This window comes from Rhizobium sp. N324 (assembly GCF_001664485.1).
GTDB lineage: Bacteria > Pseudomonadota > Alphaproteobacteria > Rhizobiales > Rhizobiaceae > Rhizobium.
The window spans coordinates 327,919-349,051 of sequence record NZ_CP013633.1; the positions used below are offsets into that span (position 1 = coordinate 327,919).

The 21,133-nt window shown below is 60.5% G+C and carries 15 protein-coding genes and 1 pseudogene; 5 read left to right on the plus strand and 11 right to left on the minus strand.

Annotated elements, in window-relative coordinates; translation table 11 throughout:
* Positions 1-378 precede the first annotated feature (378 nt).
* Positions 379-882, minus strand: coding sequence for a helix-turn-helix transcriptional regulator (locus tag AMK05_RS27060; protein ID WP_010007249.1), 504 nt, complete (start codon positions 880-882; stop codon positions 379-381).
* Positions 883-2,435: 1,553 nt separating this feature from the next.
* Between AMK05_RS27060 and AMK05_RS35395 the strand changes: the two genes are divergently transcribed.
* The 4 genes and pseudogenes from AMK05_RS35395 (at position 2,436) to AMK05_RS27075 (ending at position 4,912) form a co-directional block, all read left to right on the plus strand.
* On the plus strand, positions 2,436-2,768 hold the full coding sequence (locus AMK05_RS35395; RefSeq protein WP_171899864.1) for a hypothetical protein: 333 nt from the start codon (positions 2,436-2,438) through the stop codon (positions 2,766-2,768).
* 41 nt (positions 2,769-2,809) lie between these two features.
* Positions 2,810-2,917, plus strand: coding sequence for a transposase (locus tag AMK05_RS34895; RefSeq protein WP_237352247.1), 108 nt, complete (start codon positions 2,810-2,812; stop codon positions 2,915-2,917).
* 86 nt (positions 2,918-3,003) lie between these two features.
* A pseudogene (locus AMK05_RS35805) lies at positions 3,004-3,152 on the plus strand (IS5/IS1182 family transposase); the annotation flags it as partial.
* An 830-nt stretch (positions 3,153-3,982) separates the two neighbouring features.
* The gene (locus AMK05_RS27075; protein ID WP_008536525.1) at positions 3,983-4,912 is read left to right on the plus strand and encodes a polyprenyl synthetase family protein; all 930 of its coding nucleotides are present in this window, start codon (positions 3,983-3,985) and stop codon (positions 4,910-4,912) included.
* 188 nt (positions 4,913-5,100) lie between these two features.
* Here the strand turns inward: AMK05_RS27075 and fni are convergent, their stop codons facing one another.
* The 9 genes from fni to AMK05_RS27125 form a co-directional block, all read right to left on the minus strand.
* Entirely contained in the window at positions 5,101-6,135 is a 1,035-nt protein-coding gene (fni, locus tag AMK05_RS27080; protein ID WP_064842866.1) for a type 2 isopentenyl-diphosphate Delta-isomerase, read from the minus strand.
* Positions 6,136-6,235: 100 nt separating this feature from the next.
* Positions 6,236-7,138: a terpene synthase family protein gene (locus tag AMK05_RS27085; RefSeq protein WP_004671966.1), complete on the minus strand. Its 903-nt coding sequence runs from the start codon at positions 7,136-7,138 to the stop codon at positions 6,236-6,238.
* Complete coding sequence (locus AMK05_RS27090; RefSeq protein WP_064842730.1) at positions 7,135-8,688, minus strand: hypothetical protein; 1,554 nt, start codon at positions 8,686-8,688, stop codon at positions 7,135-7,137. The genes AMK05_RS27085 and AMK05_RS27090 overlap by 4 nt, the downstream gene beginning before the upstream one ends.
* 773 nt (positions 8,689-9,461) lie before the next feature.
* Positions 9,462-10,805, minus strand: coding sequence for a cytochrome P450 (locus tag AMK05_RS27100; protein WP_018247208.1), 1,344 nt, complete (start codon positions 10,803-10,805; stop codon positions 9,462-9,464).
* Positions 10,805-11,647 carry an SDR family oxidoreductase gene (locus tag AMK05_RS27105; RefSeq protein ID WP_018247209.1) on the minus strand — a complete coding sequence of 281 codons (843 nt, stop codon included), beginning with the start codon at positions 11,645-11,647 and terminating at the stop codon, positions 10,805-10,807. Before AMK05_RS27105 ends, AMK05_RS27100 begins: the two co-directional genes overlap by 1 nt.
* Complete coding sequence (locus tag AMK05_RS27110) at positions 11,634-13,235, minus strand: cytochrome P450 (RefSeq protein WP_004673819.1); 1,602 nt, start codon at positions 13,233-13,235, stop codon at positions 11,634-11,636. The genes AMK05_RS27105 and AMK05_RS27110 overlap by 14 nt, the downstream gene beginning before the upstream one ends.
* Positions 13,236-13,240: 5 nt before the next feature.
* Complete coding sequence (locus tag AMK05_RS27115) at positions 13,241-14,521, minus strand: cytochrome P450 (protein WP_004673818.1); 1,281 nt, start codon at positions 14,519-14,521, stop codon at positions 13,241-13,243.
* A gap of 68 nt (positions 14,522-14,589) precedes the next feature.
* The gene (locus AMK05_RS35815) at positions 14,590-14,769 is read right to left on the minus strand and encodes a hypothetical protein (RefSeq protein WP_064842870.1); all 180 of its coding nucleotides are present in this window, start codon (positions 14,767-14,769) and stop codon (positions 14,590-14,592) included.
* Positions 14,770-16,582: 1,813 nt separating this feature from the next.
* A complete protein-coding gene (locus tag AMK05_RS27125; protein ID WP_004673815.1) occupies positions 16,583-17,020 on the minus strand; it encodes a DUF3846 domain-containing protein in 438 nt (145 codons plus the stop codon).
* A gap of 1,292 nt (positions 17,021-18,312) precedes the next feature.
* Between AMK05_RS27125 and AMK05_RS27130 the strand changes: the two genes are divergently transcribed.
* Positions 18,313-19,017, plus strand: coding sequence for a nitrogen fixation protein NifQ (locus AMK05_RS27130; protein WP_064842735.1), 705 nt, complete (start codon positions 18,313-18,315; stop codon positions 19,015-19,017).
* Between the two features lie 513 nt (positions 19,018-19,530).
* Here the strand turns inward: AMK05_RS27130 and AMK05_RS27135 are convergent.
* Positions 19,531-21,123: an IS66-like element ISRle3 family transposase gene (locus AMK05_RS27135; RefSeq protein WP_064842498.1), complete on the minus strand. Its 1,593-nt coding sequence runs from the start codon at positions 21,121-21,123 to the stop codon at positions 19,531-19,533.
* Positions 21,124-21,133 lie beyond the last annotated feature (10 nt).

The following is a 21,133-nucleotide window of genomic DNA, read 5'->3' on the forward strand; positions in this document are numbered from 1 at the left end:
TGGAACGGAGGCGCGGAGAGGACGGGCTTAGATTCAGCAATCGAAATCAAAGCATGCGCGCCGGCGGCTCGAATACCCACATGGCATTGAGCGGGAAAACCCAACGAGGGAGTTTAACACAGACCCTACTGTCGAAGCAAAGCGCATGCAAATAGACTTGGCGTCGCTCGCCGACGAATCGCTCGAGCATCGAGCGAGATCAACGCCAACCATAGATCGAAAAATTGCGCAATCGGCGCGTATTGTTGATCAGACGGAAATTCGAGTGAAAAACTTAGTTGTGAGATTGCGGGTGTCTGCACACCGACGACAGCGCGTCGGCTGCGACAGCTATCACCAATACTGCTAACTACTGGGGGCGTCATAGACAAACCCAGCTCACTTCACGGGCTCCGCTACATCACTGATATCTCTGTCGCTCTCGTCGTCATCGGGGATCATTCGCTGCAGGAGCCGAATAAGATCGCGCGTCGTGCCGTTCGGAAGTCTCCTAAGAATCCTCGCCAGTGTGAGACAATCCTCGGCCTCCTCCGATGTGCGGCCCCAAAGATGTGGCGCAGCTTCAAAGATCATATCGATAGGCATGAAGCCAAGAATCTCACACAGATGGATCATCCGAGTAACAGTCATTTTGGAAAATGCCCGCTCGTAGCGTCCGTATACAGGGATGGACAGACCAAGCATTGGAGCAACGTCTGCGCGAGACAGGCCCTGCGCTTCGCGTGTCTTTTTCAGGAACGCGCTGATCAATTCCTCCATGTGACCCAACGATGTAATTTCGCCGCCGAAACCTGGCTTTCGATAGATCGCCTTGTCAACCTCCGGATCGGCGGTGCTGACGAGGCCTCTCGAACTTCTGTAGCTTGCTAGATCTTCCGTCACCGCACGTCCCTGTTTTCCTGCCACTCGTTGTAGGCTTGAGCCAACCTGAACCGATTTGAACCACTTGTCATCGCCACACTACAACCGTTTTAAATACCCATTTTGGGCATTTTTTGCGTTATAGCAAATATTTGAGAGTTTAGCCAAATTGCTTCATGAATGCATTCAAAACAGTCTCGCTAGACCGGTGGCCCAGTTCCATGAAAGATGAGTCGGCTATGGCCGCACCCGCCACTGAATCATCTAGGTTGCGTCGAATTTGAGCGAAAATTCACATTCAATGCTCAACATCTTCTAAGCGGTCTTCGTTGAGGACGAGACATAATCCTCGAAAACCGATCCATTTCCCCGTCCCACGATATCCCATTTGGCTAGCTGGGAAAGCTCCGCCGTGCTGGAAATCCCTCAGCCAAGAACCCATATCGGTTACCGCTCCCGCTAGCGTGTAGGTTCGATGCTCTCTGAAAATTCCGGCATCATGGAGCAAGTGCCACAAACGTGAACTTTGCTAAACGAAGCCGCCACCTTATCGCATCCACACAAAGGGCTTGAAATAGTCGACCGTGAGGGTTACATCATTGTAAGCAGCAGACAACGAGGCTCCCGAAAGGTCGCTGTTGCAGGTGCACCCTTAGAGGTCGGTACACCACGGTAAGGCACACGCGTTCGGCGGAAACGCCATGGGAAGGCTCCTTTAGGGGGCCTTTTTTGTTTCTAGGGCACCCTTATTTGCTGGAAATGAGCCTTTTTTACGAGTTGGCAGACGCTACACCTTCGCTTGATGCGGCTGAAATTAATTTCTTTCTGATCAGCGCTTTTTACCACCAGTTCTACGTTGTGTTCGTCTGATCTGCTCGGGAAAAGGTAATAAACAACAAGATTATTAAGGCCAGAGGTCAGGACAGTGCCTGAAACGGCAAGGTTACCTGCCCAGTAAGGCATACAGAGGTAGGCACAAGATGCTCGAACGTGAATCTACCTTGCGGATGTTCGATTGTTGGGAACGAGTCGTTAATAGTCGTCATGAGGCGCGGTCACCCGAAGACAGCTCTCACGATCTGGACCCATTCACTGAACTGGATTATAGATTGCGCTGGGTAGTCTGGCTCTGAGACATTGAATTTTCTCCCGATATAAGGGCACGGGTTTGACAACCTTACGAAAGTGCTAACCCCTGAACGTGGTTTCGTTCTCCTGGTAAGGGTCCTTTCATGTTCAAATCGATACGAATAGAGCACTGACCTTTCGCTTCCGTCCTTACGACGGAGTTGTCTGCTTATGTCTCGCGTATCGACCGGAAGCCTGAACATGCTGCAGGAGCGAATTCCCATCCTGAGACCGAATTCCTACGACGCCTTCTCCGCAGGAGACCGGAGGTTCGAAATACGACCAGTGCGCCTGGCCTGACCCGAGAGAGGCTTCGGGCAGCCGAGGACGACACCTACGGCCTGTTCGTCGACTTCCGTTGGCCCAAGAACGTCGGGAAGCCATATTGCCCTCGCTGTGGCTGCCTGGAGCCGTACGGCGTCGTCGTTCTGATGCTCGGAGCCGGAATGCCGCGCCGAATTTTCGGTTTTCGCCAACCGCAAGCTTTCATTCAAGAAGATCATCATGGCAATCTGGGAGGAGATCACGGCCGCCAAGGGCATGGCGGCACTCATCTGAGCCGCAAGGTCAACGTCCAGTACAAGACCGCCTACTTCCTGCTGCAGAAGCTCCGGGAGGCAGCCGACCTTCGCCGTGATGCGATCAAGCTGCACGGTACGGTGCAGATCGACGGCAAGTATGTGGGCGGCGTCCTCCGCAAGGTGACAAGAAGGAAGAGCGCAAGGACGGGCGCAAGAAGGAAAATCAGAACGGCAAGCGCATGTGAGTTCTGGCGCTGAGGGAGGCCAACCGCCATGCACCGAACAGAACGGTGACGCGGGTGATCCTGGACGAGAACGGCAAGGATGCATGGGCGGCCGTGGCCAAGCATGTCGAGCCGAAGGCGCTCCTGATCGCTGACGAACACAAGGCGCAACCAGGGCTTTGAAAGAAAGCGCTGTAAAGATCCACCTGCTCCGCCCTTTTAGTCCGCTAGCAAAAGGCGGTAGGGGACCGACTTCTCGAAGCGGTTTCCTGCCGGCCGACAAGGGCTACGGCAGCGCTGAAATCCTCGCCAAGCCGGTCGAGTGTAAGGCTTCGGCAACATCGCGCCGAAGAACAACTGGAAGGGCTCAGTCGTCTTCTCACGCGGGGTCTATCGGCAGCGTAACCTCGTGAAACGTCAAAAGCATCGGTTCGATCGTAATTGACGCAAAGCTGACAGTCGTGTGCGATCGCGCACATTGACAGGCTGGCATGATGCAAGCGCCGACGTGCATTGTGACCTCAACCCAAATCACTCCAATGCTGGGTTGGCCTTCGGACGGATCGCTCGCAAGGTTGACGCTGTTCAAATACTAGGCGGAGTGGCACAATCCGCGACTCCCGACACACGGTGAGCACCGGAAGGCGCCTTCTGTCGCCATTGAAACATTCACTAACAATGATCTGGTGGCACACCAATTGCTTGTAGGAGCCCAGATCTCTGCCGGCAATGGTTCCGGTCCAAGCTCCAGTGGCTACTATCGACGATGACCAACACCTTTAGATGTAAGGCCCATCTTCGCGCATGTCGTACCGTACGAACGGAGCTCGTCAGCGATCATCACGCGCAGCGGCGTGCAGCCGATCCAAAGAGCTTTGTCACCAGCCACTGCTCAGCGCGGGAGCCTCTTCAGCTTTGGATCAAGACGTTGAGAGCGATGCCATTCTGGCCGACAGCGCCGCCGGAGCCAATGTTCTTCGCGCGCGATCGAAGTAACCGACGTTCAGATGTCATGTCGCCGCGAATGAGACTGCTTCAAGGGATTCCAGTGGGAGATCGCCTTGCCGAGTTAAGGCTCCCACTGGCACACGGTTTCATTGGTCACGCCGGTGCCGCATGTTGGCCGCCGCAATCCGCTAAACTTAACGGTGCCCTAGAACCTGAAGAGACACAGCTAAATCGGCCTTTTGTTTGGCACCGGTTGGACTAGGCCCGTTTTCGTTTTCGTCTCAAAAGTGGAGATGCGATATGATTTCGAATCACCAAGCCGACGTGGTTGGCGATAGCGACAAGCTCATCGAGCAAGCACTGCGAGCTGCCATGGATACTGCTCTAAGTCCGGCTGCGCCGGCTCACCTGCGTGGAGCGCTGGACGCGGCAGTGTTTCCAGGGGGCTCCCGGATGCGCCCCAAGCTCTGCTTGAAAGTCTCCTATGTGTGCGGCGAAAAAGATCCTGAGCTGGCGACAAGAGCCGCGGCAGCAATTGAATTGCTGCACTGTGCCTCGTTGGTGCATGACGACTTGCCTTGCTTCGATAACGCGGCGCTACGCCGCGGCAGACCAACGGTGCACCGGCTTTTCGGAGAGCCTATCGCCGTTTTGACCGGCGATGCCTTGATTGTGATGGCTTTCAAATACCTCAGCTTGCAGGCTGCGCTAACACCTGAGTTGGGCGCGCGCATGATCGAGGTGGTTGCGGAGGCGGTCGGCCCCAGTCACGGACTGATCGCCGGACAGTCGATGGAGGCAATGACGCACGTCCCAATCGACCGCTATCACCATTACAAGACCGGCTCCCTCTTTGTCGCGGCGGCCACTTGCGGTGCCCTGGCAAGTGGTGCAGATCCGGCCCCATGGTCTAAGGTGGGGGAATTGCTCGGGCACGCGTATCAGATCGCCGACGACATCGCAGATACAGTCGGCCGCGCAGAAGTGCTTGGCAAATTGCCTGCCGTGGACACGCAGCTGAATCGACCCAGTATCGTTCGCGGCCAAGGATTGGACAGCGCAGCCGCCAGATTTTATGCGTATCTCGAACAGATAGGTGACACCATTCCTGCCAGCCCTCAAAAACGGTCCTTCGTTGACTGGCTTAATCATGCACTTTGCAAAGGCGTGGCTGGACCGGGAAAAGCCGGTCTGATTCAACAAACGGCGCTGGATTGCGCGCCTTTGTAAGCCCGAGTTACGGTACGCATAACCTAGCCGGCGGCATCATTACCGCTTCATCGTCAACAGCTGCTTCATGAACACTTCGTTCCCTGCATCGAACCGCTGGGCCAAGGTGGATTAGAGGTCTAGCTTTAGCGTTAACGGTTTTTGCAACCAGCTTGGAGGGCCGGCCGACAGAGCGGGCGACGCCGGCATCATCCGACTGGCGGATGCGCGGAGGGCAACAAGCGCGCCTGCCGCAACGTCGCCAGATCAGGTGAGCCGGTGCAAAAGCAGGCGACGGCCAACTGGCGGATGACGACCTCGAAATGCGCAACGACCGCTTCGGTCGATACCGTAGCCGCCGGCAGCACGCCGGCTGCCTGCCCGGCAATGTCCGCTCCGAGGCGAATGGCCTTGGCCACGTCGACGCCGTCGCGGATCCCGCCGGACGCGATAAGCTTCACCGTTGGCAGTGCCCGACGGACCGCCTGCAAGCTGGCCGGTGTCGGGATCCCCCAATCGGCAAACGCCATCGCCACTGCACGGCCGGCGGCATCGCGGGCGCGCTCGCCCTCCACCGCGGCCCAACTGGTGCCGCCGGCTCCGGCGACATCAATCACCTCAACACCCGCCTCGACGAGCGCGCAGGCCACCGAGGCGGACAGGCCCCACCCGACTTCTTTGGCCACGATCGGCACGCCCACGCTACGCGCGGCGCGAGCCACCTGCGCCAGTACGCCGTGCCAGTCGCGGTCGCCATCCGGCTGTAGCACTTCCTGCAGCGGATTGAGATGGACGATCAGCCCATCAGCCTCCAGCGCATCGACAGCCCGGCGCGCCAGATCAAGGCCGTCGGCCTCGCGCAGTTGCGCAGCGCCGATATTGGCCAGCAAGGGAATGTCAGGCGCCAGGCGGCGTAGGGCGCGCGTCAGCCCCTGGGAATTGCGCGATTGCAGGCTCACGCGCTGCGAACCGACGCACATGGCGATCCCCAAGGCTTGCGCCGCCTCGCTCAGGTGCCGATTGATGGCCTCTGCGCGTGGCATTCCGCCGGTCATGGAACTGATCAGCAGCGGCGCACGCATGGGCTTGCCTAACAGCGATGTGCGCAGTTCGATCTGCGTCAGGTCCAGCTCGGGCAGTGCGCAGTGTTCGAACCGGATTTGCTCCCAGCCGGCAGCGACCGTGGCTGGCGCCGTTCGCCGATCCAGCACGAGGTCCAGATGGTCGTCCTTGCGCCGGGTCAGGGCGTCGTCGCACCCGCTCGCTCGATCCGCCGTATTGGGCGTTGGCGTTGCGTCGGATCGGACCGAGGGCGCCGCGCGCACGCCGCCGCCTCCCGCGCGTTCACGCCGGCGCACGCTGGCCTCCCCCCGCCGCATCGTTGCCGTAGCGGCTGATCGAGGTCTGGTAGTACTTCGCGCGAATGACCGCCATGGCCTCGATTAACGGTCCCCATGGTGCAGGAAAGCGTTCTTTCACCATCACTCGGTGCAGCATGCGCGCATGGCCGACCAGCTCGTCGTTGAGGAAATCCTCCACAGGCATAGCCGGATAACGCTGCAGGAGCAGGATGGCAGCGTTGTCGGCTTCTCCCGCCGCCCTATCCTTGGCGCATCCATGCAGATCGTTCTGCAGGCGCCCTATCGTGGAGATGAGCCGCAGCACCTGGCGAAACGCCGGACGCGCGCGCAGGGTCGCCATGTCCAGCCCCCATAGCAACGACAGGCAACAGAACACGTTCGCGTAGGCGATCGAATCGATGGAATTGTGCAAGTATTCGGCGTACGACCAGCGTTCAGCCCCCGCCGCCTGCGCGTGTCCGGCGCGCAGCGCCGCGCAGTAGCACCGGGTATCGTTTAGAAGCTCAGTATAGTCGCGCCTATCGTAGGCGAGCGCGGCCAGGGAAGCGCGCAGCACAGCGCAGCCCTCGAAACCGGGGACCGCGCATGGCACGCCCTGCCCCAGCGCCTGCTCCACCGCGGCCAGCTGCTCCGGCGCGATCAGGCCAAGGTCGTTGCAATCGTCGAGCCAAAACAGTAGCGCCAACTCGCAATAAAACGCCACGATCAGCTTTTCGTCCTGCGGATCTCGGCCGGTGCGGGCGCTGATATCGTGCAAGCTCGGTTGGATACACTGCAGGATGTACTGTCCGCCCCTAACTGCTTCTACGGCATGCTCGTCGGCGAATCCGGTCAGGGAACGCCCCCACTCCAGTACTTGCTGCAGCGCGCTTTCGGTCGGGATCATTGCGCTATTCCTCCTGCTCCCTCGGTCGGGATGCGCCGCCCCCAACGAAGAGCCAGCCACAAGCCGGCGAGTTCGATCACGCGCACGACCCGGGTCGGGCAATACAATTCCTTGCCGATCCACAGCGGCGTCTGCGGCAATTCATGCGCCTCATGGCGAGCGAGCATCCACTCCAGCGCGTGCGCGACCGCCAGCGCGATGCGGGCGCGCCCTGTCGGCTCTTCGCGCCCATCCATCACGTGCAACGCGAACAGCGCATAGGCGGTTTCCTCAAATGTTGACGCGCGACCCGCGCCCCAGCCGCCGTCATCGCGCTGCGCCTGCAACAGCGCCGCCAGCGCGCGCTCGTCGCGCCACTGGGGCGCGCCTTGCGCGAGCGCAGCGATTGCATGCGCGGTGGGATACAGCCACGAAACATGCCATTTGTCATTGTCCCATAGACCATCCGCGTTGCGATTGGCCTCAAGGTAAGCGCTGGTACCGGCGGTGGGCTTTCCCAACAGTCTGAACGCATGCAGGGCGTGGATGTTGGTCGACACCGAGGCATTGCGCTCGCCGGGGAAGGTAACGAACAGCCCGCCGATTTCGAAGTGGCGCAACGCGTCGGCAGCCGGGTTGCGTCCTGCTAGGCGCAGGATGCACAACGCAACAGCAGTGTCGTCCGCATCGGCCGCGAAGTGCAAGGCCGGACCCAGACCGCGCACGCCCAGACAGGCATCGAGCTGCGCGACGATCACGCGCACCGCCTCGGCGAGCGCGGGATGCGAAAACAACCCGGCCAGATGCAGAGTGTACAGCGACCAGCATGGCTCGAACACGTTGATCGGCCAGACGCTGGGAACGACACCTTCGATGCCGCTGCGCGCCGCGCGCGATGCGGCCTGAAGATACCTGTCGGCACGCTCGACCTGTGGCGCGCTCGCCTGTGTGAGGGCGTGCGCACGCCACGCGGCGGTTGCCGCCGGGCTGATGCCGATGCTGCCATCGTCGTCCAGGCATGCCCTGGTCGGCGACGTCCCCCAGGCTTCCCAGGAGTGCAACAACGGATGGCCGCTCGGCAGCGGTCCCACCGTCCCCAACTTAACCAGGCACGCTTGCCGCAACGGCAACAGCGCCGGGTAGCGCGGAAACACCACGTCGCCCACCAAGGATGTGGCCTCGCCGGAGATCTGCGGCAGGATCAGCTCCGCGCCTACCGGCGCGTCTTCCGGCACCGCATCCGCGTAGGGATCCGGCTGGCGCTCGAGGAACCGCGTTGCAGCCTGAACTGCGTCCGCAGCGCCGGGAAGAGGATCGGCACGCCGCAATGCAAGCAACGCCGCCCACGTGGGTACATGGCGGAACAGTGGGAAGTCAGCACTTCCCCATCCGCCATCGGCCTGTTGCTGCGCCATGAGCCACGCGTATCCGTTCTGCCGACCGGTGACGTTGCCGCTGAACTGCAAAACGCGCGCCGTGTCGTAAACGGACGGACTCACGCTGCCGCCATCGCGCGTCTCGTTCAGCAAGTGGCGCAATTCAGAAAGGATCTGTTCGGACAGCGCACTCATGCGGGATGTTCCCTCTGCAGGCAGTTGACGAGAAGCGCGGCGAAGCGCACCTATGCTGGCGGCGGTCCGCGGTGGGCAACCGCTCCGATCTGCGCCGTGGAATCGAACACAATGTAGCATCTAGCGGTGCCGCCGGCCGATCGCAGCGCTACGGCGGCGCCTCCGTGCGGACCGGCGCCAATGCGCACGGCGCGTGCTTGAACAGATACCCTTTTGGCCCGCTGCACGGCCTGCGCCAACCGCTCCGCACGCGGGCGCATCGAGGTGATGGCTTCCTCGGCCTCTGGCCATAGGCCCGGCACTGACTGGGGCGCTGCATGCAGCTTGGTGATCGGCACGCCGGTTGCTTTCTTCTCCGCCGCATGCTTGCCGGCGGCTTGCCCAGCGTCGCGTCATCCGCTGGCATGTCATCCTCGACCACCTACAATACAAGGCCGAAACAGGCGCGATAGCGATCCAGTGCGCGGTACAGCGTAACGCGCGGCATCCTCCGCGACGGCGCATAGCGCGCCCATGCCTATGGACGCGCGCACCGGCAATCCGCCGCACGCCTGCGCGCCCGATCCGCCGAACGGGGAAACGCCAGTTCGGTCGCCGTTTAGCGTGGAACCCTTCTGCATGTTGTTCATCTCCTTCTACCTGACAGAGAATGCCGCGGCGAGCGGCGAGCCGCCGCGGTGCTGCCGGCGTCGCACCGCGCGCGCGCGCCGAATGCAGCAATGCCGCCCATCGTCTTCGCCGCTGCCTCTTGACACGGGGCAGAGGATCCCAGCTCATGAGAATCCGATGCGGACTGTCATGGACGGATGTGCGGTCGGGTAATAGCGCCGGCCTTTTTCGACGCCGCTCATCAATCGCGGCCGCACCCCGGCCTCCTGCATGGTCAATGCCAAGGCGATGCTGAACTGCACCAGCTCCAGCCATACAAGGTGATAGCCCATGCAGACGTGTGGGCCGGCACCGAACTGCAGCATGTCCACCGGCCGGATCGGCTCCGTGCGTTGCAGCCACCGCCCCAGACGGAACTGATCGGGCGCTTCGTGCAGCAGCGGCGAGGTCGAGAAATGCAGTAGTGGGATGCATAAATGAGTGCCCGCAGGAATGCGCCGCTGGCCGAGTTGTAATTCCTGCATCGCGCGACGCGGTACGAGCGAGGAAGCCGGATGCATTCGTAGCGTCTCCCGAAACAGCGCCTCTGCGACCGGACATTGCGCCAGGTCCTCGTGCCCGGTCGGCACCGCGCCCACGCGTTGCGCCTCTTCGACCAGGGCGTCCCACAGCTCTGGATGCTGCGCCAGCTCGATCACCATCCAGGCTATCGTCGAGGCGGAGGTCTCGTGGCCGGCAAGCAGCAGCAAGCGGATATTGGCGACCAGGACGTCATCGGAGAGCGCGCCATCGCTGCAATCGAAGGCGCTCACCATGTCGTTGATCAACCCGGTGCGCGCGGCGCGCGCGCGCGCGTCCCGGATGAACTGGCGCGACTGCGCGTCGATCCAATCGCGGGCGGCGCGGCCGCGTCGCAAGGGCATCCCCGGCAGGTCGATCGGGGGCGCGACCATCAATTGCAGCAGTTGCCGGTACTTGCGATGCCACTCCGACAGGTCTTGAGCGGGGATGCCCATGAGACTGAAGGTGAGTTTGAGCATCAGGTTGCGTGTGTCTGGCAGGATAGCGACTTCACCGCGGTCGCGCCACGCCTTGACCTGAGCCCTAATAATTGGTTCGAACAGCTCGCCAATGCCGGCCTCGGTCAGACCCCTCGGCAGAAACGCCGCTTTTATCCCATCGCGCGCCTGCCGGTGCGCGCTACCGTCCAAAGTGACCAACGTTCCGCCAAGGATGTCGGGCGCCATCTCTTCGATCAGTGCCGAGGACACTTCCTTGTGCCGGAGCAATGCGAGCGCATCTGGATCCAGGCATGTCATCAGGTGTCCGGCCGGGCCGAAGTCCAGCCAGAAGTGGCTGCCTAGGGTCCTTTCCGCGCGCCGCAGCAGGCGCGGCAGATCGCAGACGATGGCGGGGAGATGCCCGACCAGGGGGAAAGCGCCAGGCATGACCGGGATGTCGTCCCGTAGCCGGCGCCAGCGGTTCAGCGGGTTGAGCAGCATGTCCATCACCAATGCGACGCTGCGGTTGCTTCGGCGGCGTCACCGGCCGGCCGAGCCGCGCTGTTGCCACCGTCGGCGTAGGTTGGAACATGCGCCAACATGCCGCCGTCGATGCACACCACCTGGCCGGTAATGAACGCAGCCTCCTCCGAGAGCAGGAACGCGACCAGCGCGGCTACGTCCTCGGGGCGGCCGACGTGCGGCAGGAGCTGGTGCCGGTGTAGATGCCGTTGCATGCACTCGTCCAGCTTGGCGAAGAGACGTTCAGTCATGACAAGACCTGGCGCAACCGCGTTGCAGCGGATCTTCGCGTGTCCGTATTGGGTGGCAAGCGAGGCCGACAGCATGTTCATTGCGGCCTTCGACGCGGCGTATGACGTCAGTGCGGTGTCGCCGCTGAGCCCTTGGCACGATGACATGTTCACGATCGCGCCACCACCACGGCCGATCATTTGTGGGATGGCCTGCCGGCAGCAAAGGAGCGTGCCGCGCAAATTGGTCGCCATGGTCTGGTCCCAGACCGCCACGTCCAGGTCGAGGATCGCGCGGTCGTGCGGAGTCAAATGCATGGCGCTCGCATTGTTCACAAGCACGTCGACCCCACCGAAGCGCCGCTTCGCCGTTTTGAACAGCTCTGCCACCGCCTGCGCATCTGCGATGTCCATGGCCACGGCCAGCGCTTGGCCCGCTTCGGCTGCGATCTGTGCGGTGCAGGCGATGGCAGCGGGGCCATCAATGTCGGCCACCACCACTCTGCCGCCCTCGCGCGCGATGGCGAGGGCGCATGCCTTGCCGATCCCGGCGCCGGCGCCGGTCACCACGGCCACCTTGCCTTTAAATCGTTCCATCATGTTCTCCTGGATTGCGTAGGTCTTTCGCTGCATGTCGCTCAGCGTCTGCCGGAGAGGGCGTAGGGCCGGGGTTGGTGCAATGGTCATCGCCGGCTTCGCTTTCGATCACCCGAATGGCCGCGACCGGGCACTGGCTGGCTGCTAGGCGCACGGCGGCGTGCAGCGCCTGCGGGACCGTCGCCATGCACACTTCCGCCACGCCGTCCGGCTCGCGCTGACGAAAGGTGCCCGGCAGCGTCAACACGCACTGACCAGTGGTTCCGCACAGGTCCTGGTCGACCACGACGCGAACCTCAGCCGCCGCCTGCGCGTGCAGCCGCACCGGCAGCGCGCGGAACGTCCTAAGGAACGCTGAGGGCTCCCGGGTCGGCTGCTCGGCCAAGGCCAACGTGGGGAAGCGAGCCTGGATCTGCGGCAGGCTCTCGGCCAGTTGCACCCTGGCGAGTTGAGCACCTAGGCAGAAGTGGATGCCGTGGCCGAAGCTCAGCATAATCTTTCCGTCGCTCGACATGCCAGGCCTGGTGCCGTAGAACCGCACCGGATCGAAGCGGTCGGGATCAGCGAAAGCGTCCGGGTCGCGATTGCCGGCCGCGATCAGCACGCGCACGTCCGCGTCCTTCGGGATCACCACGCCATGCAGTTCGATGTCGCGCTGGGCGATACGCGGAATGGAGCTGAACATGGCCGGCGCCTCGCAGCGCAGTACTTCTTCTACAAATGCCTCCACCCCTGCGGCGTCTCCCTGCAGCCAGTGCCGCTCCTCGGGGTAGGCCAGCATCGCCAGCACCGCATGGTCGATAGTCGCAGCAGTGGTGGCGAAGCCGCCCAGCAACATGCCCCACAGCATGCTGATCAACTCCGCGTCCGAGAGCGTATCGGCGTCGTCGGTGTGTGCGCCGACCAGTGTCGACACGATGTCGCGGCGGGGATCGGCGCGCTTGCGCAGTATGAGGTCGCCGAAATAGGCCTTCACCCTGGCGCTGGCCACGTCCGCCGCGGCGAGGTGTGGATCGCTGGCGTGCGGGCTCAGGCCTTCTAGAATGGCGCTGACGATCGCTGAGAGCTCGAAAACGTCGTCTTGGGGCATGCCGAACAATTCAGCGAAGACAAGCATGGGCAAGGCCAGTGCGAATTCCCGATGCAGGTCCACCGCCTCTCCTCGCTCCAGTGCGGGCGCCATGCCATCCAGGCGAGCTGCGACGATGCGCGCGATGCTCGGCCGCAGGTTGTCGATCTGGCCCACGGTGAAATCGCGCGAAATCAGCCGGCGCAGACGCGTATGCGTCGGTGGTTCCTTCATGGCTAGCGTAGACGCCAGCAGATTGAGCGACAGGCTGCTCGCCGCACGCGGGAAATAGCGCGCCAGTTCGGATGGCGCCGGCCCCCGAAACGCATCGCCCGTAGCCTTGAACGCCCAGTAGATGTCGGCGTGGCGGCTCAACAGAAAGAGGCCCGACGCCGCGCGGTGCACCGGATCGTGCTCTCGCAACCACCGCATGAACGGGTACGGGTCTTGGATGCATGCTGGCGACGCCAGCTCGGCGAAGGCGTCGTGGCATGCTGCCGTGGTGTCTTGCACGTCCATCTTGATTACCTGTCGAGTGGCTGATCTGACCGGTGCGCGCCAGGCGCCGCCAAATGAGAAGATTGCGATGCCGGGGGGCGTCCGCACCAGAGCACCGGCATCTCCTCGAACCCGCCGGTGATGATCTCCTTGCGCAACTTCAGTTCTTCGGGCGCCACGGCCAGGCGCAACGCGGGAAAGCGCTGGAAGATCGAACCGAATATGGCCTTCAGTTCCAGCCTCGCCAGCGCCGCCCCGATGCAATTGTGCTGCCCGTAGGAGAACGCCAGGTGGGGATTTGCGTCGCGTCCGATGTCGAAGACTTCCGGGTCTTTGAAATGGCGCGGATCAAACGAAGTCGCCGGCAGGCCGACCAGTACTTTGCTCTCCGCGGGTATATGCACGCCCGCGATGTTAACGTCGGTCCGGGGATAACGCATGATGCCGTCCCACCCCGCGCCAGGCGAATACATGCGCAGTATTTCTTCCACCGCCTTGTCCACCAGGGAAGGATCGCGGACCAGGCGTTCGCGCTGTTGCGGATGGCGAAACATGGCCAGCAGGCCAAATTCGATCTGCGCGACGGTGCTCTCGTGCCCCGCCACCAGCACACCCGCCGCGAGGCCGATCGCCTCTTCCTCGGTCGCTTTGCCCTGGTCGACCGCGGCTAGCAGATCCGTCAGCAGGTTATCGCCCGGATCCTGTCGCTTGCCCCGTATTTTGCCGTGGATGTAGGCGCGGAGCTCTTCCCAGGCCAGGCCGGACGCGCTGCGCGGGCCGCTTTCATGCTGGTGCGTCATCACCTCGTCGGAGAGCCCTGCGAAAAAGGCGTGTTCCTCGAAGGGCACGCCCATCAGCGCGCTGATTACCTTGGCCGGAAGCGGAAAGGAGAGATGGCGTCGCAAGTCTGCGGGCTGGGGCTGAACCGCCAGCGTATCGAACAACTGCACGGTGATCGCCTCGACCTGCTGCGTAAGCAGCTTCACCCTGCTGTTGCTGAAGGCCGGCGCCACGATCGTGCGTAACCGAGCATGCTCGTCCCCTTCGTGCGAGACCAGCCATCCCGGCGAACCGAGAATGACCGAATCTGGGGTGAAATCCGCCGGAGGCATTCCCGCGGGCCGGAATGCCGCGTCAGACAGCACCGCCTTGGCCTCGTCATAGCCTGTCACCCACCAGCATTCGTGCCCGGACGGAAGACGCACGCGGTGGATCGGACCTTTGGCGCGTAGCGCCAACATCTCGGGCGAGGGCTCGATGTGATCGACCCGCCACATCGGCAGCGTCGGCAAGGATTGTTCGGACATGGTGACGCTTCACTCTCTAAGCCCGGAAGGGGCGGAAGATGACGGGCAGACTGCGGGCAGCAAATGAGTTAAGACAGCGTGTAGACGACGTCCTCCGCGGCGATTGCCACCGCCAGATCCTCCGGCCGCACGAACGGCGGGGGGAAGGCACTCCCCAATTTCAGGCGCGCCAGCGCAGCGCCCACGCACAGATGCGGCCCCTGGCCGAGGGGCAGGTGCGGGTTTTGCAGCCGGTTGAAATCGAACATGTCGGTAACGCCACAGGTCGGCCGACCGTAGGAATTCGCGCAGCAGGTTCGACCCCACCCGCCCACCGACCCGTCCGCAAACATAACTTCCAAACCAGTCCCACACGCCCGGCTTCCCGCCTGGCTCAAGGTCCGCCGCTTTGGCTGTACCGCTCGCGACGTGTGTGGCTCGCAAACGAAGAACTCTAGATCGCATCCAACACTCCTCACATTTTCCCGGCGCACAACCGAGCCACTATCATTGCCACAGCAAACCATCGGACCTCACGGGACGCGAACAGCGACGCGCCGCCCGAAGACCATCGCGCTGCGATTGGCGACATATCGTGACCAGAGCAAATCGCGTGCCGAAGTGAATTCGTGGGCTCAGCAGGCATTTCGTAGCAGCGCGTAGTGTCAAGCTCCCGCCATTCAGTCTCAATGCCGACAACCGCGGAGTACATGTCTGACAAAAGCCTGCTCTAACGCCGGTCTGCGTCCGACAGTCGGCGACCTGCATGGGATGCCCCGAGGCGAGCTATCGTGCAACAATCCGCGCCATCTTCGACGTCGAAGTTGCCCCGCCAGTTTTCGTCCCATGGGCGGGAACGTCGTCGACTGCGCGGCCGCGTTAAAAGCGCCGGCTTTGGGCAAATCTGACTGGACCCGCCTCGACCCTCCGGTAATAAAGTTTGCGGAGCTTATTTCCGCCAGATGCAAGTTCCGAGCTTGCAGTCATCTCGTTGACGTTGTTCTCAATTTTTCCACCCCCGCGCTTACCGAGACGGTCGAGCTTCTCGATCGGCGTAGGTCCAAAAGGCAACGGGAAACGATCAAATTTCGAGGCATGTTCTCTTCCGGAAACATGTCATCTAATCAGAAGCGGCGGTCGGCAGCAGTCGCCTTAGTAGGAGGCCTTCTAAACCAGACGATGCCCGATCCATGCCGAAGATGAAGCAATCGGGAGACCAATGCAGCATCTCATGGACCGCCGCACCGTGGTGAAGAAAGCGGTCCTCGGTTGCTGGAGGTTGTTGAATAGTTCCATGACATCGAATTGAGCTTACGCCTGATGAATTCGGTCAATACCTACACCGCTAAGGGGTGCGCCGTTTACGCCTTGGGTCAAGCTTGGGGACGTTGGACTGCTCTGTTTTATCGCGATCACGATTTTGTGGCTGGTCTGCCTGCCGAGTTCCTGAATGTATCGATCTGTCGCTCTCGCGCGTGGGCCGGAAGGACCTAAATAGCAGGCTCAAGAAATAAACGACCTGAAGGAAAACCGAAGCCGCTAAGGTTACGGCGAACGCTTTGAAGATGGAAAGCGAGGCGGCGTAGGCCGAAACAGCGCTGGTGCACGTGACCAGCAGCAGGATGCAAAAAAAGGTTCTAAAGGGCAAGGTCTTGCTCCCGTTCGTTCGTCCAATGTTTCAACTGCGTCGACGCCGACGATTTCGCCCGGTTCGTCTACGCCATGAACGTGCATGACTTCGCCGAGAGCAGGCGTTGAAACAGCGTCTGCAAGCAAAGCGGGCTGCGCCGTCGACAGCGATCAACTACTTCGGCATTCAGCTGGTGCCATAGGTTGCCAAAAGCCGGGTCAGCGCGAACACGCCAAAATGGCGACTTTTTCCTTCGCGGCTTCCAACTCGGCAAATGCACTGAACGTCTTCCGCCCTTCAGTGTTGACCTTTGTCCAGTTGAACGGGAGGCCTTCGGCACCGTAATGAACGCCGCTTTGAGGCGTCAGCTTCCGTTTCTCGAGCCCATGTCGGCACGCTCGCGGACTCTGAGCGAATCGGCGCGACCTGGATCCTATCATTCGTCATTGCGCTCATAGGAGCACCGGGGAGCGGCGATCAATACGCACTTGCAGGCTTTCCAGTGCGCCCGCAACGATGAGGCCCTTGTTCGCCACTCGGTCCATCGGAGCAAACACAGGATCAAGCACCGGCCGGCAACATTCAAAACGTCGCGCGGCTTCCGTCATCGTTATTGACGGTGAACGATAAGGTTTACTACCGTCGCCTCCCAAAAGCGCTATCTGCCCGGCAAGAGGGATCGGGTACCCGTCAAAGATCGTGAAGGCGGTTAACCCAACTCGCAAAGCTTCTTCCCCAACAAATAGCGAGTGCATGTCGTCGAAGCGGATCATCTGAATAAGATCACTGCCAATTAAACCGGAGATCGATGCAATGCTGTTGCGATCAGGGAGCTCAGCGGCGCGAAAGATCGCACTTTCCGGCTCCAACAGATACACAAAATTTTCCATATCCTTGCCTTCTAAATTCTTGAAAAGAGCCCGTGCCCAGCTGCTTTTGACGGGAGCGAAAGCGACTCGTGCATCAACTCGGGATAGCGACAACGCGCGGCAATATGCAGATTTCAGCGTGCTGTGTAAATGGTCCTGCGCCAATTCGGTTCGGTTCAATTCAAGTCACGCTCCGGACGTGTCGCTCCAATGTCACCCATCTCGTTGACTTTATTTAGATATTTGAATACGCGTGGTTTTATTCCGGCGCGCCCCCATACCAATTCCGCGCCAAACATATACGCGACGATGTTGGACCATACCAGCAGCCGCGCAGTGGACTAAGGCGAGTTCAGCAATCGAACGTGGCGGCCATCGGCGTCGCCGCTCGTATGGCTCGACATTTGTCCCAAATTTGCGGAACGGGATCCCGACCTTGGGCAGGCTATGCAAACGGGTGCGTGTTCCAAGTTTGACGAGAGCTGTACGCTGTACGAATACCCCGGCAGAATTGGAAATCATCTCTCATGCTGCAGACGCGAGAAGCTGACGAGTGGAGCTTCTATCAAGGCACCCCTTGCGACGCTGAAAGCAGAAAGAAAATTTGCAATCGGCAAGTTCCATCCGAGCATCACGACATTTGGCTAGCGCAACCGGGGCAACAGCCGCGCTCACTGTTGGCTTACTTAAAGTGTGCTGAGTGCCGCGGTCGCGAGTTCGCGCTCGGTCCCCAGGCGTTTTTGGTGCCGCGTTTTTAGTGCTATTCAAAACGCGGATGACGGCATCCAATCAATCTATTTTTCCTGATTAGCGACCTTGGTGCATGATCAAAGCGTCTAACCAAACAAGGTGATCGCGACGTCAGCGGAGAACGTAAAAAAATGCAATAGATAGGAAGCGGCAGATTTTATTGCGTATCCCGGAGAGATACTGCCGCCGCCATGTTGCTCGCTATGGCGGCGGCCCTCGGAGTGTGGCGAACAGGCCCGGTCTCCAACTACTCTGAGGACTATCGAAGAGACATATGATAACTCTCATCGACGGCTAAGGCGTCGTTGCGCAGCAGTTGATCTTCGATCTTCCCTCAGATTGCCGCACTCAGACTGCTCAATCGGCGCCGCAGATTGAAAGCCTGCGTTTGTCCGTTTGACGACAGCGGGAGGCGGGATCGCCTCCCGCTGCACAGGCGATCGAGTGATTGAAAAGCCGGCTTCAATTGTCACTTGCTCAAGTTGGCACAACCTTTGAATGTTCGCCTTCCGGGGACCAAAGCAGCCAACTGAATTCGATTATTGGAGAAAGCGACGAAGCGCATGCCAAATGTGCATCACATCGGGGTCTTGACGGTAGCGGTACCAACTGTGGACGCCGCACGTCAAACCGGCATAGCCGTCGACCACTGCGACGATTGCCAAACACTCTATTTCAGCCGACCATGCCAGATGGGTCTCAAGTTATTTGATGACTATGTGCTCTTCCGCTTTTTTTCGCGCGCACTTGAAGAAATTGAGATGGGGATTGCCACCGCGACCGAGGCAACCGGCCTTTCGCTTAGGGAGCTGCGGGATACAACCCGCAGTTTCCCGGCAAGGCTTATCCGCGCCTTTGCCCTGCAAGAGGCGAGTGATTGCGTGCCTGATGCGGAGGAGCAACTGTTGCGCGACATGCTCCTAGCGCATGTGCGGCCAGGCGACCCTGAGGGCGTGCGTTTTGCTAAGATCATTGCGCGACGTTCCATGCGTGAAGACCACCTCTGGCGGGATCTCGGCTTGCATGACAAAGCCGAACTTAGGAGATTGCTGTTCGCGCATTTTCCGGCGCTGGCGGCAGGCAACACCAGCAACATGAGGTGGAAAAAATATTTCTACCGCAAGATTTGCGAAGCTGAAGGCTTTTCCCTTTGTAGCGCTCCCAGCTGCAAGGAATGCGGCGATTTTAATGAATGCTTTCTCCCTGAGGAAAGCGGAAGTCTTTCTGGAGCGGCAGAGTTCGTCGGGCGCGAGATCTTGAAAACGTAAAGGCCACAGATGCAATCTTGGCGGGCTTGTCCGGCGACGTTGAACCGATACGGGGGATTATTGCTCCCGATGTTGCGACTGTGCGGGCACGCGCAAATGTCACTTTCCTAAATATGAGCGGTGATGTCGTCGTCGGATAATGATCATCGGTCCATTCTATAGCGCCTACTAAAATTGCCTTAAGCTCTTCGCCATATTCGACTACGCGATCTACAATTTGTCGGAGCTGAGCGTGCGGCCGGAAAAAAGCATCCGCGACTAGCGCTTTAACTTGATAGCTTGCTCACGATCTTTGCTGTAGCCTTCGAGCATTTCCTCCAGAATTTGGCCCGCTGACAATCGAAACCGGCTCCGTTGTCAATCTCGCCAATGGCGGAACAATCCGGGCCTGCAAGACTTCAGCTGCCAAGCTGTCGGCATTCCTCCTATTTGTTCATGGAGACAGCATAACAGCGAGCTTGTTGTAAGCGACAATCTCTACTGTGCCTTCAGTAAGCGACAAGCCGTGGCCGTTCAGGCGGCGTAGTTCCATGGCATGAGCGCGTCGATTTCACTGCTGGGCCATCCATTCGCAAGGCGCTCAAGCGTCTGGGTCAACCAAGCTTGCGGATCGACTGCATTCATCTTTGCCGTTTGCAGGAGCGTCGCGATGGTCGCCCAAGTCCGGCCGCCACCGTCGCTTCCAGCGAATAGACTATTTTTCCTCGTGATCGCTTGGGGTCTGATTGCTCGCTCGACTATGTTGGAGTCGAGTTCGATGCGGCCGTCGGTCAGGAAGCGCTCGAAGATGTCTCGACGCGAGATGGCATACCGCAGAGCTTCGGCGAGTTTGGATTTTCCAGAGACCCGTGGCAGGGTCGCCTGCCAGAGAGTGAAGAGGTCACGGACGATCGCTGCGGAGATCTCCTGGCGTGCAGCGACACGAGCTTCAGGGCTTTGGCCGCGCACACGCTCCTCGATCTCCCATAACCTCGCCATACGCTCGACGGTGTCTGTAGCGACCTTCGAGCTCTTTGCGACATGCAACTCGTAGAACTTTCTCCGGCTGTGCGACCAACAGCCGGCCAGGATGGCGCTGTCATTGCCTCCATCTTTCCGGACGAGCTTGTTATAAGCGGCATATCCGTCGACCTGCAGGATTCCACGATAGCCGCTCAGGTGTCGTGCGACACACTCGGTGGCTCGACTGTCCTCGAAGCGATAGGCTACCATCGGTGGACCGCTGCCCCCAAAAGTCCGGTCATCCCTGGCATACGCCCATAGCCATGCCGTCTTCGCTGATCCGGAACCAGGTGCAAGTGTGGGCAAGGTCGTTTCGTCGGCAAAGATCCGTTCGGCCTTCTTGATCTCATCGAGGATGTAGTCGGCGAGGATATTGAGCTCGAACCCCAGCTTGCCCATCCATTGAGCCATCAGCTTGCGGTCGAGTTCGACCTTGTCGCGTGCGTAGATGGCTTCCTGGCGATAGAGTGGCAGCCCGTCGGCATATTTGGAAACGGCGATCTGGGCCAGAAGTGCTTCCGTCGGAATGCCACCTTCGATGATATGTGCCGGAGCCGCCGCCTGGACGACACCATCCTCGTTCCTAAAGGCATACTTCGGCCGGCGGGTGACGATGACACGGAACTTCGCTGCCACGACATCCAGCCGCTCGGAGACGTCTTCTCCAATCAGGATTTTGGTCTTACCTGCATGTTCTGGAAGCTCTTCCGGTTCGATCACGACCTCGACGCGCTCAAGATGAGGCGCAAAGCCCTTGCGTGGCCGCGGAGCGCGTTTGCTGTCCGCGCTACCGCGGCCTTTCGTGACCTGAGCCTTGATCGTCGCAATGCCGGTCTCGATCTCTTCGAAGACAAAGGCATGCTGCTCGTCATCGACGGTGGATGATGCAAGCCTTTCCGAGCGTCGGCCAAATCGGGCGCGATCGAAAGCCTTCAGGATCTGCGTCAGCCGCTCGATGCGCTCATTGGCGTCCGCGTTGCGGGCCTCTAGATCGTCAACCTGCTTCTCCAAAGCCTCGACGCGGGCTGCTTTTGCGGCCATGGCAAGAACCATGGCTTTCAGAGCCTCTACATCATCCGGGAGCTCGATATCGGGTCGCGTCATGGGTATGATC

Bases quoted from the DNA above. Each gene is read 5' to 3' on its own strand.
- AMK05_RS27125 (WP_004673815.1), bottom strand. From the start codon at position 17,020: ATGGAAAATTTTGTGTATCTGTTGGAGCCGGAAAGTGCGATCTTTCGC.
- AMK05_RS35815 (WP_064842870.1), bottom strand. From the start codon at position 14,769: ATGTTCGATTTCAACCGGCTGCAAAACCCGCACCTGCCCCTCGGCCAG.
- AMK05_RS27115 (WP_004673818.1), bottom strand. From the start codon at position 14,521: ATGTCCGAACAATCCTTGCCGACGCTGCCGATGTGGCGGGTCGATCAC.
- AMK05_RS27135 (WP_064842498.1), bottom strand. From the start codon at position 21,123: ATGACGCGACCCGATATCGAGCTCCCGGATGATGTAGAGGCTCTGAAA.
- AMK05_RS27090 (WP_064842730.1), bottom strand. From the start codon at position 8,688: ATGAGTGCGCTGTCCGAACAGATCCTTTCTGAATTGCGCCACTTGCTG.
- AMK05_RS35395 (WP_171899864.1), top strand. From the start codon at position 2,436: ATGCCGCGCCGAATTTTCGGTTTTCGCCAACCGCAAGCTTTCATTCAA.
- AMK05_RS27100 (WP_018247208.1), bottom strand. From the start codon at position 10,805: ATGGACATGCTGCTCAACCCGCTGAACCGCTGGCGCCGGCTACGGGAC.
- AMK05_RS27075 (WP_008536525.1), top strand. From the start codon at position 3,983: ATGATTTCGAATCACCAAGCCGACGTGGTTGGCGATAGCGACAAGCTC.
- AMK05_RS27105 (WP_018247209.1), bottom strand. From the start codon at position 11,647: ATGGAACGATTTAAAGGCAAGGTGGCCGTGGTGACCGGCGCCGGCGCC.
- AMK05_RS27130 (WP_064842735.1), top strand. From the start codon at position 18,313: ATGCCAAATGTGCATCACATCGGGGTCTTGACGGTAGCGGTACCAACT.
- AMK05_RS27110 (WP_004673819.1), bottom strand. From the start codon at position 13,235: ATGGACGTGCAAGACACCACGGCAGCATGCCACGACGCCTTCGCCGAG.
- AMK05_RS27085 (WP_004671966.1), bottom strand. From the start codon at position 7,138: ATGATCCCGACCGAAAGCGCGCTGCAGCAAGTACTGGAGTGGGGGCGT.